Origin of the sequence: Pseudomonas sp. 9AZ, assembly GCF_902506525.1 — a bacterium.
GTDB classification, from domain to species: Bacteria; Pseudomonadota; Gammaproteobacteria; order Pseudomonadales; family Pseudomonadaceae; genus Aquipseudomonas; species Aquipseudomonas peli.
In genome coordinates this window covers 1,265,540-1,280,044 of the sequence record NZ_LR733840.1, presented here as the reverse complement: position 1 = coordinate 1,280,044, position 14,505 = coordinate 1,265,540, and the positions used below count along the sequence as shown (strand labels likewise).

Sequence of the window (14,505 nt, the reverse complement as noted above, 5' to 3'; positions counted from 1 at the left end):
ATGTTTCGACTCTAGCAGCATCTCGCATGCCTCGCAGCCATGTCCTTGGCTGGGTTGCCAAGCTGGCGCGACACACAAATCATCTGGAAGTCTTTGTTGTGACTGGTTTTCATGCTCAGAGGTTCACTCTGAGCGGTCGTCACGACACTGTCCGCATGCGCGGACAACGCCAGGTTTTGAGGGTTAGCCGCGTGCTGCGCCGAGACGTTGGCCCATCTGGACGGGGCTGTTGGCGGCTAGTTCTTCAGCCCACTGCACCTGCTCCGGGCCAAACAGTACGATGGCGGTAGAGCCCAGTTTGAAACGTCCGAGTTCTGCGCCTTTGTCCAGCACGATCGGTGCGCGGGCGGCTTCATCGTAACTGAATGTTTTCAGCATGCGTTTTGGCGGTGTCACCAGGCCCGCCCAGACGGTTTCGATCGACGCCACGATCATGGCGCCGACCAGCACCACGGCCATCGGGCCGCGCTCGGTGTCGAACAGACAGACCACGCGCTCATTGCGGGCAAACAGTTCAGGCACGTTCTCTGCGGTTGTCTGGTTGACCGAGAACAGTCGACCGGGTACGTAGACCATTTCTTTCAGCGTGCCGGCCAGCGGCATGTGCACGCGGTGATAATCCTTGGGCGACAGGTAAATAGTGGCGAACTCACCTCCCATGAATGCTGCTGCGCGCTCCGTGTCACCGCCCAGCAGTTCGATCGCGCTGAAGCTGTGGCCCTTGGCTTGAAATATCCGGCCTTGTTCAATTTTACCCAGTTGGCTGACTGCGCCATCGGCTGGGCAGAGCACGGCGCCAGGGCTGCTGTCGAGCGGGCGGGCGCCATCTTTCAGGGCGCGGGTAAAAAAGTCATTGAAATGAGCAAAAGCAGTCAGGTCTTCGACCTGGGCTTCTTTCATGTTGACGTGGTACTGCTTGGCGAACCAGCCGATCAGACGATTCTTGAACCAGCCGACGCGGCATTCGGCGGCACAGCCAATCAGACGCGACAGTAGGTGGTGCGGCAGCAGGTACTGGCTGAGGATAAACAGGCGGTCTTTCATTAACATTCCTTAAAAGTGGCTGGCGGTCGGCAGGTGTTCAGCGCTCGACCGGCGTGTCCGGATGATTGCCCCACTCGCCCCATGAGCCTGCGTAGGCTTTGACCCGCGGGTAGCCAAGGAGCTTGGCTACCAGGTAGGTGAAGCCTGAGCGGTGGTGAGTCTGGCAGTGGGTGATGATTTCTTTATCGGCCGTGATACCGAGGCTGCTGAGTTGCGCCTGGATATCCTGGCGGACGCGCAATGCACGGGCAGGGTCCATGCCGGCGGTCCATTCAAAGTTGATCGCGCCAGGAATATGCCCAGCTTTTTGGGCCAGGGCTTTCTCGCCACGGTATTCGGCTGGTGCGCGGGCATCCCAGATCGCCAGGTCGGCAGCGCCGAGGCGACTTAGCAGGTATTCGCGCGTGGCGGTTGGTGCGCTGTCCAGTTGCAGCGCAGCGGGCTGCGTGTGGGCAGCGGGGACTGCTGTGCTGAGTTCGCGCTCTTCTGCCAGCCAAGCATGCAGGCCGCCGTCTAAGTAGTGGTAACGCGTGTGACCAATTACATCCAGCAGCCAGATAAAGCGTCCGGCCCAGCCGCCGCCTTCATCGTCGTACACCACATAAACCGCGTTGGGGTTATGCCCTAGCTCACCGAACAGTTGCTCAAGTTGAGCCTGCTCTGGCAGCAAGCCTGGCGCCGGCGGTTGTCCCAGTTGGGTGCGCTTGGGGTCGACAAAATATGCGCCCGGAATGTGGCCGGCGGCGTAGCGGGCGCTGCTGGTCAAGTCGACCAGGATCAGCTCGGGTGCATCCAGGCGGCTGGCCAGGTGCGCAGGTTCGATCAGCAGGGGCAGCTCAGCGAAGGCGGTCATGCCAGGCCTCTTTTGACAGGAAAGGACGGATTGTAGCGGAAAGCCTAGCGCCCGCGGTTGGCAAAGCTGGTCAGGGCGCGCTCAATGCATTGCACGGTTTTGCCGAAGCCCTGCATGCCGGCATCGCTCAGCGCCCGGCCGCTCTGGTCGGCGAAGATCAGCATGACCACGCGGTTGTTACTGGCAATCGAGCGAATCAGCAAGTGCTCGCTGGGGAACAGGCTTTTCAGCGAGCCAGGCAGCATGGCGGAAAACTGCGCGATGTTGGCTGGGCTGAGTTTTAGCTGCGCGGGAGCGCTGAGCAGGCGGCGCAGCACCTGGCTTTGCTGCGGATCCAGGCTGAGGCTGGCGGCGGCTTTGTCCAGGCCACTCTGCTGCTGGGCCATCAGGCGTGTGTGATTGCGGTCGGCCAGTAAAATCAGTACCCGCTGCATGCCGCAGGCCTGGATAGCCTGATTGGCGCAGGCGGTGAGTTGCAGCACATTGCTGAATGCGCTGGGTTGGGCGAGCAGTTGCGCGCATTGCTGGCGCCATTCACTGATAACTGCGGGCTTGGGTTGCTCGACTATGGCTTGCAGGTGTCGCGCCTGCCATGGCCAGAGCAGCGCTTCGGCGGGGCGCCAAAGGTCGGTGCTGGCCATCTGTCGGGCGCTGCTAACAGCATTCTGGTGCAGCAGCTGTTGCACGTTATCGAGCGGCAGTTGCAGGAATAAACCGGTCAAACGCTGCCAGCGCAGGCTGTGCGGGCTATTCCACGCGTAGTGCGCGGAAAGCGCCAGGCCGTTGGCCAACAGAATGCTGTTGGCTGGCTGCGTCAGCCAGCGGCGCAGGTTGCTGTCTGCGTCGAGGATTTGCTGCTGGTGCAGTGGGTGTTCGTTGTCGCGGGCAATGTGCAGCGCTTTGACCAGCAGGCGTCGGTCGCTGACCAGCAGTCGATAGCCCTGGATGACCCATTCTGGCAAATGCCACTGCTCACTCAGTGCCAAGCACAATTTAAGTAACGGTACGCCCAGCAGCTCTTGTTCAACCTTGCTTGCGGCTTCGCCCTTGACCAACACACGCTGCTCCCACACCTCGAACAGTTCAGGGTGCGCTGCAAGCAACGTCCATATTGGCGCCAGAAACAGCAGACTGCCCCAGTGTATTTCCTGCCACAGCCTTGCCAGGCGGCCTGCAAATAGACCATTTGCCTGGTGACTGGCGTGTTGGCTGATTAGCAGGATTTGCCGTAGCGCTTTCGGCAGTTCCTGCTCGGGCATGGCCGGGAGGGCGTTGAGCAGCTGTTCGGTGCGCTTGATGCCGAGGCGGCTGATGGCGGCCTCCAGGCTTTCGGTTTGCTCACTGAGGCCGCTGCTCTTGCGGTTGGCTTCGCGCAACACGCTGAGCGCCAGCGCGGGGCAGCTCTGCATCAAGTCAGCCAGCTCACGCATGGAACGATTGCTGTCTGCCAAGGCGCGGCGCAGCTTCTGCTGGCTATCACTGGACGCAGGCAATAGCTGGCTGTCTAGCTGCTTGAGCCAGTCTGTCAGGGTGCGCGGATAAGAGGCGGGCTTTGGCATGCGGGTTGAGACAAGCTGGCTTTTGACCTTAACTGGCTATAGTCTCGCGCAAAACTTCCGATAAATAGAAGGGTTGTTTTGCAAAGCCCCTTTCTACCCTCTCTGGCAAGTCTCTTTCTATGGCAAAAATCATCGGTATCATTGTTGTATTCGCCTGTGTGTTGGGCGGTTTTATCCTCTCGGGCGGCCAGTTTATGGCGTTGGTCCACCCCTATGAGATATTGATCATCGGTGGTGCTGCCTTGGGTGCTTTTCTGCAAGCCAACCCAGGCAGTGCATTCATGCATGTGTTCAAGAAGTCGCTGAGCATGTTCAGCTCGCGCTTCACGCATGCCTACTACCTTGACGTGCTCAAGCTGCTTTACGAGATTCTCAATAAAAGTCGTCGTGAAGGCATGATGGCCATCGAGGCTGACGTCGAAGACCCAGCCGCCAGCCCGATTTTCAGTAAGTACCCCGGCATCCTTAAAGATCAGCAGATGACTTCGTTCATCTGCGATTACCTGCGCATCATGTCATCCGGCAACATGGCGCCGCATGAGCTGGAAGGCTTGTTCGATATGGAAATTTCCAGCCTCAAGGAAGAAATCGAGCACCCTGCGCATGCCGTCGCAAAGGTGGCTGACGGTATGCCGGCCATGGGTATCGTGGCGGCGGTGTTGGGTATTGTGATTACCATGTCGATTTTGGCCGAAGCGGATAACGCTGAGATTGGTCAAAAAGTAGGTACTGCACTGGTGGGTACCTTTTTCGGGATCTTGGCGTCCTATGGCTTTTTCGGTCCCCTAGCTGCTGCCTTGGAGCACGACGCCAAGGAAGAGCTGAATGTGTATGAAGCGATCAAGGCCGGTTTGGTGGCTTCGGCCTCCGGTATGCCGCCGTCGCTGGCTGTGGAGTTCTCCCGCAAGGTGCTGTTCCCAGCGCACCGTCCAAGCTTTAGCGAGCTTGAACAGGCCATGCGTGGGGGCTGAGTCATAGCATGGAAAACAATCAGCCCATTATCGTCAAGCGGGTAAAGAAGGTTGCCGGTGGTCATCACGGAGGCGCCTGGAAAATTGCCTTTGCCGACTTTGCCACGGCAATGATGGCGTTCTTTCTGGTGATGTGGCTGATGACCGTGGCGACGCCTGAGCAGAAGAAGTTGATTTCCGGCTACTTTCAGGACCCGGTAGGCTTCTCGGAAAGCGCCAGCCCGTATGTGATTGACCTGGGCGGCACGCCAACGCCGGCGCCTGATCGCACCCTCAACCCTGAACCCCAGGAAGAGCAAAGCCCTGCTGAGGATGCCCAGGCCGATGTGGACAAGTTGCAGGCCGAATCAGTCGCCGAAGAAGTCGAGCGCGAGCGACTGGAGTTGTTGCTGCAGGAGCTGCAGAACAAGGTTGAAGAAAACCCTCAGCTGCAGAACTTTAAGGACCAGATCCTCTTCGAAATCACCCAGGACGGTCTGCGCATCCAGATCATGGATGCCGAAAATCGGCCGATGTTTGCCTCCGGTAGCGCACGCTTACAGCCGTATTTTGAAGACATTCTGCTGGCCATGACCGACACCATCGCCGCAGTGCCGAACAAGATCAGTGTCAGCGGGCATACCGATGCGGCGCCCTTCGTCGGGCGCGGTGGTTATGGCAACTGGGAGCTGTCTTCAGACCGAGCCAATGCGGCGCGGCGTGTGCTGATTGCGGGCGGCTATGACGACGAGCAGGTCGCGCGGGTTGTCGGTTATGCGTCCTCGGCCTTGTTTGACCGCGAGAATCCGCTCAATCCGGTCAACCGGCGTATCGATATTGTTGTACTGACCAAGAAGGCACAGCGCGCCATCGAAGGTGAGCAAAGCGATGCCACGGCAGATGAAGCGCCTGCAGTGCCTGGCGCTGCGCCGGTAGCACCGGCTGCGGCTGCGCCTGCCGCACCTGGTGATCCATTGCCGGATGGGCAGTTGCGTGAACGTTTGAATATCTTCGAAGAAGGCGTGCTGCAGTTCGATCAGCCCGCTGAGTGAGCATGCCCTGCTGACACAAGGCCGCGCATTGTCGCGGCCTTGTGCATCTTAGTGCTCGGCTTCTGGCAGGCTGGCCAGGATATGCCGGTAGCTGGCCATGCGCTGCGGATGCAGGCGGCCATCTTCCAGGGCTTTGAGCAGGGCACAACCCGGCTCGCGGTCGTGCTTGCAGTCGCGGAAGCGGCATTGGCCGATCAGGTCGTGAAACTCGATAAAGCCGGCTTCGACGTCATCACGACTCACGTGCACCAGGCCGAATTCGCGAATCCCGGGGGAGTCGATCAGTTCGCCGCCGCCTGGAAAGTGGAACAACCGAGCAGTGGTGGTGGTGTGCGTGCCTTTGCCGGTCAGTTCTGAGAGCGGCCCGACGCGGGTATCGACTTCTGGCAGCAGGCTGTTGACCAGCGATGATTTGCCGACGCCTGACTGGCCGACGAAGACGCTCACGTGGCCATCAAGTTGCTGTTGCAGCTGTTGCATGCCGTCGCCGCCGTGGGCCGATACTTCCAGCAGCGGATAACCGAGTTCGCGATACACGCCGAGCATGCGGTTGAGGGCTACGGCGTTCTGCTCATCCAGCAGGTCGGTCTTGTTCAGCAGCAGCAGTGGGCGGATGCCTGCGTGCTCGGCTGCCACTAGGTAGCGATCGATCAGGTTGGCGTGGGGCTCGGGCAGTGGGGCGAAGACGATCACGATCAGGTCGACGTTGGCAGCCACTGGCTTGAGCTGGCCGCGAGTGTCCGGGCGGCAAAGTTCAGTGCTGCGCGGCAGTTGTGCCACGATCACGCCTATGCCCTGGTTGCCGGCGCGCCATACCACTTGGTCACCGGTGACCATGGCCGGCAGGTTGGCGCGCAAGTGGCAGCGGAATACCTGGCCGGCCAATTCGCCATCCAGCGCTTCTACTTCGACCTGTACGCCGAAGTGCGCGATGACCAGGCCGGTCTGTTCCGGGCCGAGATCGCCACCTTCAAGAATCTGTACAGCCTGCGACTCGCGTTTGGCGGCGCGGGCAGCACGCTCGCCCTGAATTTTTTCGATACGCCAGTTTTGCCGGCGGTTGAGTTGGCGTTTGGCCATGGGTCTTCCGAGAGTTGAATTGCGCAATAAACGGTCGCGAGTCTAGCACGGGCTGCCAATTGAGCTGCTGGCGCAGCTAAACTGCGGCGCATCATCGGTCGGGTGGTTGAGGAGTCTGCATGTTGCGCGTTGTTCGCCACTATCCGGCGTTGCTGGCGTTGTCTGCTCAGCTGGGGGCAACCCTGCTGGTCGGTTTGGCGCTGTACCTGATCGCTCAGCTGTCACCCTGGCGTCCGACCTTAATGGCGGCCGGCCTGCTGCAAGGGTTGCTGGCTGCCACGCTGGCGCGTTATCTGGGATTGTCGCGCTGGTGGTGCGGATTAAATCTGCTATTCGTTCCGGCGCTGTTACTGGCCAGTGGTGCGCCGCTGCCATCCTGGGTGTTTCTCGGCGGTTTTGTTCTGTTGTTGTTGCTCAACTGGAACAGCTTTGGCGAGCGGGTGCCCTTGTACCTGACCGCTGCCGATGCGCGTCAGCATTTGCACGCTGTTCTTGGCCTGCAGCCTGCGCAGTTTCGTTTTATTGATCTGGGCTGTGGTCCTGCCGGTACGCTGCTGAGCTTGGCCCGCCATTATCCGCAGGCACAGTTTGTTGGTGTTGAGACCGCGCCGCTGTCCTTCGCCATCGCCTGGTTGCGTGCCGTGCCTCAGCGCAATTGCCAGATTCGCTACGAAAACCTCTGGCGTACCGACCTTTCGCTATTCGATGTGGTGTATTGCTTCCTCTCGCCTGCGCCGATGCCCGAGCTGTGGACCAAGGCCTGCGCGCAGATGTCGCCCGGAAGTCTGCTGGTCAGCAACACCTTTGAGGTGCCGGGGCAGCCAGCGGATCAGCAGATCGAATTGCACGACTGGCGCAAGTCGCGGCTACTGGTGTGGCGCATGCGCGGCGCGGCTTGAGTGCAATGCTGTCTGCCGAGCGCAGTAGTTTTCCGGCGGCCTGTTAAACTGTCGGTCTTAGTTGAGGAGCCGCGCATGCAGAACGCCAATAACCTGATCTGGATCGACCTGGAAATGACCGGTCTGGAGCCTGAAACAGACGTCATCATCGAGATGGCCACCATCGTGACCGACAGCGATCTGAACATCCTCGCCGAGGGCCCGGTGATTGCCGTGCACCAGAGTGATGAGTTGCTCGCCGGTATGGATGAGTGGAACACCCGTACTCACGGGCAGAGCGGCCTGACCCAGCGCGTACGGGAAAGCACCATTGGTCCGGCCGAAGCGGAAGCCATGACCATCGCCTTCCTTGAACAGTGGGTGCCAAAGGGTAAGTCGCCGATCTGCGGCAACAGCATTGGCCAGGACCGGCGCTTCCTCTACAAGTACATGCAGAACCTGGAAGCCTACTTTCACTACCGCTATCTGGATGTGTCGACCCTGAAAATCCTTGCTGGCCTGTGGGCGCCGCAGGTCAAGGAATCGTTCCAGAAGCAGGGCACACACCAGGCGCTGGATGATATTCGCGAGTCCATCGCCGAGTTGAAGCACTACCGTCAGCACTTTCTTAAAGTGTGATGCACGAAAAAGCCCGCTACTGCGGGCTTTTTTCTGCGTGCTCGGTTACAGGCCGTGGCGCGCCAGCGCCCATTCGACGTGCTCGCGCACTAATTCTGATGGATGCTCGCGGCGTGCTTTGAGTGCTTCTAACACTGGGATGCTTGAGGGCGCGTTGCCCAGGCCGACGGCCAGGTTGCGTAGCCAGCGCTCGTAGCCGGCGCGGCGTAGCGGCGAGCCCTCGGTGCGGTTAAGAAATTCGTCTTCGCTCCAGCCGAACAGTTCGGCCAGCTCGGCATTGTCCAGGCTATGGCGCGGTTGGAAGTCGCCCTGTTCGGTGGGTTTGGCAAAGCGGTTCCACGGGCAGACCATTTGGCAGTCGTCGCAGCCGAACACCCGGTTGCCAATCGGTGCACGCAGTTCCTCTGGAATCGAACCCTTTAGCTCGATGGTCAGGTAGGAAATACAGCGCCGCGCATCCAGCACATAGGGGCCGACAAAGGCGGCGGTCGGGCAGATATCCATACAGGCCGTACAACGTCCGCAATGTTCGCTGGCGTGAGGCGGGTCCACCGGCAGCGGCAGGTCGACAAACAGCTCGCCGAGAAAGAAGTAGCTACCGGCCTTGCGGTTGAGTACCAGGGTATTCTTGCCGATCCAGCCAAGCCCGGCCTGTTCGGCGATGGCCTTCTCCAGCACTGGCGCGCTGTCGACAAAGGCGCGGTAGCCGAACGGCCCGATCTGCTGCTGAATGCGTTCGGCCAGCTGCTGCAGGCGCTTACGGATCAGCTTGTGGTAATCGCGGCCCAGGGCGTAGCGCGATACATAGGCTTTTTCCGGCTCACCGAGGCGCTGGACCATTTGCGTGTCGCCGGGCAGGTAGTCCATGCGCAGCGATACCACGCGCAGGGTGCCAGGCACCAGTTCGTCCGGGTGGGAACGTTTGCTGCCGTGGGCGGCCATATAGTCCATCTCGCCCTGGTAACCCGCATCCAGCCAGCGCTGCAGGTGCGCCTCGTGTTCGCCCAGTTGCACATCGGCAATCCCGACCTGCTGAAAGCCCAGCTCGCGGCCCCAGTCTTTGATCGACTGGGCGAGGGCGATAAGGTCAAGGGTGTCAGTGTTCATATGAGGGCGGGTAACCGGGGCGCAGGTGGGTATAATTCTGCCAGACATCGGAGCCGACGCATGCTGCATTCGCCTGACAATCTTCCTCTGCCGCTGTACAGCGCCGCCCAAGTGCGTGAGCTGGATGCGCGATTGATCGCTGCTGGCACGCCGGGTTTCGAGCTGATGAGCCGCGCCGCGCATGCCATCTGGCGTGCTTTGCGTCGGCGCTGGCCAGATGCCGGTGTGCTGACGGTGCTGGCCGGGCGCGGTAATAACGCAGGTGACGGCTATCTGGTGGCGGCCTTGGCGTTGCGTGCGGGCTGGCGGGTGCAGGTGCTGGCGGTCGGCGATGCGGCGCAGCTGCAGGGCGATGCCGCGTTGGCCCGTGACCATGCGCTGGCTGCTGGTGTGGCGGTGCAGCCCTGGAGCGAGTGCATCGAGCTGCAGGGCGTAGTGCTCGATGCTCTGCTTGGCACGGGTTTGCAAGGCGCAGTACGCGAACCGTATGCCCAGGCTATCCGGTTGTTGAATGTCAGTGGTCTGCCGGTACTGGCGGTGGATATTCCGTCCGGGCTCTGCGCCGATACCGGCCAAGTGCTGGCCGTCGCTGTGCGTGCGCAACTGACGGTCACCCTGATCGGCCTGAAACTGGGCCTGTTTACCGGGCAGTCGGCGGATTATCTGGGTGAATTGCAGTTTGACGATCTGCAGGCCGATGCGGCTCTGGTCGCTGCTCAAGCCTTTACCGCGCAGCGCTTGACGCAGGCCAGCTTGCCGCAGTTGCCGGTTCGTTCGCGCAGCGTGCACAAGGGCCAGTTAGGCCATGTGTTAGTCGTGGGCGGGGATCGTGGCTTTGCCGGCGCCGGTCTGTTGGCGGCGGAAAGCGCACTGCGCGCGGGTGCCGGGCTGGTCAGTCTGGCGACCCGTGGTGAGTATTTGTCTGCAGCGCAGGCGCGCTTACCCGAGGTAATGGCCGCTGGCGTGGCCTCGGCCAACCAGTTGCTGGCGCTGGGCGCGAATGCCAGCGTCTGGGTAGTCGGGCCGGGGCTGGGGCAGGATGCATGGGGGCGCAGTCTGCTGTCGGCGGCTTCCGTCAGCCGCGCTGCGCAGGTGTGGGATGCTGATGCGCTGAACCTGTTGGCGCGCGCGCAGGTCCAGTTACCAGCAGGTGCCGTGTTGACGCCACACCCCGGCGAGGCAGCGCGCTTGCTGGGTATTAGCACGGCCGAGGTGCAGGCCGATCGTCCGGCCGCCGCACGAGCCCTGGCCCGGCGCCATCAAACGGTATGCGTGCTTAAAGGCGCAGGCAGCCTGATTGCTGCACCGGATGGTGGTTTGTGGTTGTGTGATCGTGGCCATCCCGTCATGGCCGGCGCTGGCTTGGGCGATGTGTTGGCCGGGTTGATCGGTGCGCTGCTAGCCCAGGGGCTGCCTGCGCCGGAAGCGGCCCAACTGGCGGTCTATCTGCATGCCTGCGCGGGTGAGCAGTTGGCGCTGCAGGGCCGTGGTCTGGCGGCCAGTGATTTATGTGCGGTTATTCGTCAATTGTTGCAGGAGCAGTCTGCGTGTCTGAATTAGAACTGTTTGCCGCCGATGAAGAGGCGATGCTGGCGCTGGGCGCGCGCATCGCTGAGGCGACCGGCGGCGTTGGCGTGATCTACCTACATGGCGATCTCGGTGCCGGTAAAACCACCTTGTCGCGCGGCATCATTCGCGGCCTGGGGCATGTAGGGGCGGTGAAAAGCCCGACCTTTACCTTGGTCGAACCCTATGAGTTAGGTGCCGTACGGGCCTATCACTTCGACCTATACCGCTTGGTTGATCCTGAGGAGCTGGAGTTTCTCGGCATTCGTGACTATTTCGAAGGCGATGCCCTGTGTCTGGTCGAGTGGCCGCAACGCGGCGCAGGCGTTTTGCCAAAGGCAGACATGGACATTACCATTAGCCCGCACGGAGCCGGCCGGGCGCTACATCTGCAGGCGCAAGGCGAACGCGGCAACGCCTGGTGCGCCACTTTGGCCGTCGGGGCATGAATTTGATATGGGGTTGGCTATGCGCATAGGCGCGCGTTTCATCGTAATTGGAGTGGCATTGGTGGCGTTGGTCGCCGATGTAATGGCCGCTTCGGATGTGCGCAGTGTCCGCTTGTGGCGTGCGCCGGATAACACGCGCCTGGTGTTTGACCTGTCCGGTCCAGTGCAACACAGCGTTTTCCTGCTGTCCGCGCCCAATCGTATCGTCATTGATGTCAGTGGGGCCAAACTGGCTACCAGCTTCGATCAGCTGACCTTGAGTAATACCCCGATCACCGGCGTACGCTCGGCACAACGCACCCCGCAAGATCTGCGTGTGGTGATTGACCTTTCCGCAGCGGTCACGCCAAAGAGCTTTACCCTGGCTCCTAACCAGCAGTACGGGCATCGTCTGGTGGTTGATTTGTTCGATCAGGAGAGTGGCGCGGCACCGAGCTTGCCGAGCACGGCCGTAGCCACTGCACCGCAGGTTCCGGTCACGCCAACGCAAGCACCGCCGAAACTGACGCCAGTGCCCAACGGCAAGCGCGATATCGTGATTGCCATCGACGCCGGCCATGGCGGTGAAGACCCGGGCGCCCTGTCGCCGGTTAAAGGCCAGTATGAAAAGCACGTGACCCTGGCGATTTCCAAGGAGCTGCAGCGGCAGATCAATGCCGAGAAAGGCTTCCGTGCCGAGTTGGTCCGCACGGGCGACTACTTTATTCCACTGCGTAAACGCACTGAGATTGCCCGTAAGAAGGGCGCCGATCTGTTTGTTTCCATCCATGCCGATGCCGCACCGCGTGCCGCTGCATTCGGTGCGTCGGTGTATGCCCTGTCAGATCGCGGCGCCACCTCGGAGACTGCGCGCTGGCTGGCCGATGCGGAAAACCAGTCGGACCTGATCGGCGGCGCCGGCAATGTCAGCCTGGATGATAAGGACAAGATGCTCGCCGGGGTGCTGCTCGACCTGTCGATGACGGCATCGTTGTCATCCAGCCTGAACGTCGGCAACAAGGTACTGGGCAATATGGGCCGGGTGACGCCGCTGCATAAACGGCGGGTAGAGCAAGCCGGCTTTATGGTGCTGAAGTCGCCGGATATTCCGTCGATCCTGGTGGAAACCGGGTTTATCTCCAATCCCAATGAAGCCCGCAAACTGTCCAGCGCCAGCCATCAGCAAGCGCTGGCGCGCTCGATCGTCACAGGCGTGCGGCAGTTCTTCCATGAAAACCCGCCGCCTGGCACTCACGTGGCTTGGCTGCGTGACAACGGCAAGATTGCCCTCGGGCCGCGCGAACATGTGGTAAGCTCTGGCGAAAGCCTGGCGCTGATTGCACAGCGCTATCAAGTCAGTCTGGCAGTGCTGCGCAGTACCAACTCGCTGAAAAACGATGTGATCAAGGTCGGCCAGCGTTTGCAGATTCCCGCGACTGCTCTGGCTGTGCAGCCATGAGTGAAGCGGCGCGTATCCAGCTGCTCAGCCCGCGGCTGGCGAACCAGATTGCTGCCGGTGAGGTAGTTGAACGCCCGGCCTCGGTAATCAAGGAGCTGTTGGAAAACAGCCTGGATTCCGGCGCCAAACGTATCGAGGTGGATGTTGAGCAGGGCGGCGTGAAGTTGCTCAAGGTGCGTGATAACGGCAGCGGCATCTCCCCGGATGACCTGCCGCTCGCACTGGCCCGCCACGCCACCAGCAAGATCCGCGAGCTTGAAGACCTGGAACAGGTCATGAGCCTGGGCTTCCGTGGTGAGGCGCTGGCGTCGATCAGCTCCGTCGCACGCCTGACGTTGACCTCACGCACCGAGGGTGCCGAGCAGGCCTGGCAGGTGGAAACCGAAGGCCGTGATATGCAGCCGCGCGTGCAGCCAGCAGCGCACCCGGTCGGCACCTCGGTAGAAGTGCGCGACCTGTTCTTCAATACCCCGGCGCGGCGCAAGTTTCTCAAGACCGAAAAAACCGAATTCGATCACCTGCAGGAAGTGATCAAGCGCCTGGCCCTGGCGCGCTTCGATGTGGCCTTCCACCTGCGCCACAACGGCAAGACCGTGCTCGGTCTGCATGAGGCGCCGGATGAGCAGAGCCGCGCGCGGCGGGTGGCCTCGGTCTGTGGCCCTGCGTTTCTCGAGCAGGCGCTGCCGATCGATATCGAACGCAACGGTCTGCATTTGTGGGGTTGGGTTGGCTTGCCGACCTTCTCCCGTAGCCAGGCAGATCTGCAGTATTTCTACGTAAATGGGCGCATGGTGCGCGACAAGCTGGTTGCCCACGCAGTGCGCCAGGCTTACCGCGACGTGCTGTTCAATGGTCGCCATCCTACATTTGTGCTGTTTCTGGAAATTGATCCGTCGGTGGTAGACGTCAACGTGCACCCGACCAAGCACGAAGTGCGCTTCCGTGATGGGCGTATGGTGCATGACTTCCTCTACGGCACGCTGCACCGAGCCCTGGGTGAGGTGCGTCCGGAGGATCAGCTCGCTGCTCCAGCAGCTGTGAGCGATATGGTGCGCCCCACGGGGCAGGCAGCTGGCGAGTTTGGCCCGCAAGGTGAGATCGGCTTGGCCGCCAGTCTGTTGCAGCCAGCGCCCAGCGCCTCCGTATGGCGCTCGCCAGGTGTCGGCTATCAGGGCTCCCGTCCGGAAGCGGCCTTGCCGGCCGCCGAAGTACAGGGCGCCTATCGCGAGTTTTTCTCGCCGATGACCACTGCGCCGGCTGCTGCTGGCTTACCGGATGCGCAAGGTGATATTCCACCCTTGGGCTATGCCATTGCCCAGCTCAAGGGCATCTATATTCTTGCCGAGAACGTTCAGGGCCTGGTTGTGGTGGACATGCACGCAGCCCATGAGCGCATCACCTACGAGCGCTTAAAAGTTGCCATGGCCAGTGAAGGCCTGCGCGGTCAGCCGCTGCTGGTGCCGGAGTCGATTGCCGTAAGCCAGCGTGAAGCCGACTGCGCCGAAGAGCATGCCGAGTGGTTCCAGCGCTTGGGTTTTGAGCTGCAGCGTTTGGGCCCGGAAACCCTGGCTATCCGACAGATTCCCGCATTGCTCAAGCAGGCCGAGGCCACTCGTCTGGTGCAGGATGTGCTGGGTGATCTGCTCGAATACGGCACCACCGACCGCATTCAGGCGCACCTCAATGAACTGCTCGGTACCATGGCTTGCCACGGTGCCGTGCGCGCCAACCGACGGCTTACCCTGCCGGAAATGAATGCCTTGTTGCGCGATATGGAACACACCGAGCGCAGCGGCCAGTGCAACCATGGGCGGCCGACCTGGACGCAGATGGGCATGGATGATCTGGACAAGCTGTTCCTGCGTGGACGCTAAGCGCCGCGCCATTTAG

13 protein-coding genes are annotated in these 14,505 nt (G+C 61.2%); 8 read left to right on the top strand and 5 right to left on the bottom strand.

Annotated elements, in window-relative coordinates; all coding sequences use genetic code 11:
- Positions 1–183: 183 nt before the first annotated feature.
- The 3 genes from asd to ALTER154_RS06080 are packed head-to-tail and all read right to left on the bottom strand — an operon-like array spanning position 184 to position 3,456.
- Positions 184–1,050: an archaetidylserine decarboxylase gene (asd, locus tag ALTER154_RS06090; protein WP_160085669.1), complete on the bottom strand. Its 867-nt coding sequence runs from the start codon at positions 1,048–1,050 to the stop codon at positions 184–186.
- 31 nt (positions 1,051–1,081) lie between these two features.
- Positions 1,082–1,897 carry a rhodanese-like domain-containing protein gene (locus tag ALTER154_RS06085; RefSeq protein ID WP_160085668.1) on the bottom strand — a complete coding sequence of 272 codons (816 nt, stop codon included), beginning with the start codon at positions 1,895–1,897 and terminating at the stop codon, positions 1,082–1,084.
- 44 nt (positions 1,898–1,941) lie between these two features.
- Entirely contained in the window at positions 1,942–3,456 is a 1,515-nt protein-coding gene (locus ALTER154_RS06080; protein WP_160085667.1) for an HDOD domain-containing protein, read from the bottom strand.
- A 119-nt stretch (positions 3,457–3,575) separates the two neighbouring features.
- On the opposite strand from ALTER154_RS06080, the gene motA reads away from it, so the two are divergent.
- On the top strand, positions 3,576–4,427 hold the full coding sequence (gene motA, locus ALTER154_RS06075; protein ID WP_160085666.1) for a flagellar motor stator protein MotA: 852 nt from the start codon (positions 3,576–3,578) through the stop codon (positions 4,425–4,427).
- An 8-nt stretch (positions 4,428–4,435) separates the two neighbouring features.
- The gene (gene motB, locus ALTER154_RS06070; RefSeq protein ID WP_160085665.1) at positions 4,436–5,458 is read left to right on the top strand and encodes a flagellar motor protein MotB; all 1,023 of its coding nucleotides are present in this window, start codon (positions 4,436–4,438) and stop codon (positions 5,456–5,458) included.
- A gap of 48 nt (positions 5,459–5,506) precedes the next feature.
- On the opposite strand, the gene rsgA is transcribed toward motB, so the two are convergent.
- Positions 5,507–6,538: a small ribosomal subunit biogenesis GTPase RsgA gene (gene rsgA / locus ALTER154_RS06065; protein WP_160085664.1), complete on the bottom strand. Its 1,032-nt coding sequence runs from the start codon at positions 6,536–6,538 to the stop codon at positions 5,507–5,509.
- 119 nt (positions 6,539–6,657) lie between these two features.
- Here rsgA and ALTER154_RS06060 point away from each other — a divergent pair, with 119 nt between their 5' ends.
- Together ALTER154_RS06060 and orn are read left to right on the top strand one after the other, a co-directional pair.
- Complete coding sequence (locus ALTER154_RS06060; RefSeq protein WP_160085663.1) at positions 6,658–7,437, top strand: class I SAM-dependent methyltransferase; 780 nt, start codon at positions 6,658–6,660, stop codon at positions 7,435–7,437.
- 75 nt (positions 7,438–7,512) lie between these two features.
- Entirely contained in the window at positions 7,513–8,055 is a 543-nt protein-coding gene (gene orn / locus ALTER154_RS06055; RefSeq protein ID WP_090249695.1) for an oligoribonuclease, read from the top strand.
- 45 nt (positions 8,056–8,100) lie between these two features.
- Here orn and queG read toward each other — a convergent pair whose 3' ends face one another.
- On the bottom strand, positions 8,101–9,162 hold the full coding sequence (queG, locus tag ALTER154_RS06050) for a tRNA epoxyqueuosine(34) reductase QueG (RefSeq protein ID WP_160085662.1): 1,062 nt from the start codon (positions 9,160–9,162) through the stop codon (positions 8,101–8,103).
- A gap of 60 nt (positions 9,163–9,222) precedes the next feature.
- Between queG and ALTER154_RS06045 the strand changes: the two genes are divergently transcribed.
- Genes ALTER154_RS06045 through mutL form a run of 4 tightly spaced genes read left to right on the top strand, consistent with a single transcriptional unit; the run spans position 9,223 to position 14,489 of the window.
- Positions 9,223–10,722: an NAD(P)H-hydrate dehydratase gene (locus ALTER154_RS06045; protein WP_160085661.1), complete on the top strand. Its 1,500-nt coding sequence runs from the start codon at positions 9,223–9,225 to the stop codon at positions 10,720–10,722.
- On the top strand, positions 10,710–11,177 hold the full coding sequence (gene tsaE, locus ALTER154_RS06040; RefSeq protein ID WP_160085660.1) for a tRNA (adenosine(37)-N6)-threonylcarbamoyltransferase complex ATPase subunit type 1 TsaE: 468 nt from the start codon (positions 10,710–10,712) through the stop codon (positions 11,175–11,177). Before ALTER154_RS06045 ends, tsaE begins: the two co-directional genes overlap by 13 nt.
- A 7-nt stretch (positions 11,178–11,184) precedes the next feature.
- The gene (locus tag ALTER154_RS06035) at positions 11,185–12,615 is read left to right on the top strand and encodes an N-acetylmuramoyl-L-alanine amidase (RefSeq protein ID WP_160085659.1); all 1,431 of its coding nucleotides are present in this window, start codon (positions 11,185–11,187) and stop codon (positions 12,613–12,615) included.
- A complete protein-coding gene (mutL, locus tag ALTER154_RS06030; RefSeq protein ID WP_160085658.1) occupies positions 12,612–14,489 on the top strand; it encodes a DNA mismatch repair endonuclease MutL in 1,878 nt (625 codons plus the stop codon). The genes ALTER154_RS06035 and mutL overlap by 4 nt, the downstream gene beginning before the upstream one ends.
- Positions 14,490–14,505 lie beyond the last annotated feature (16 nt).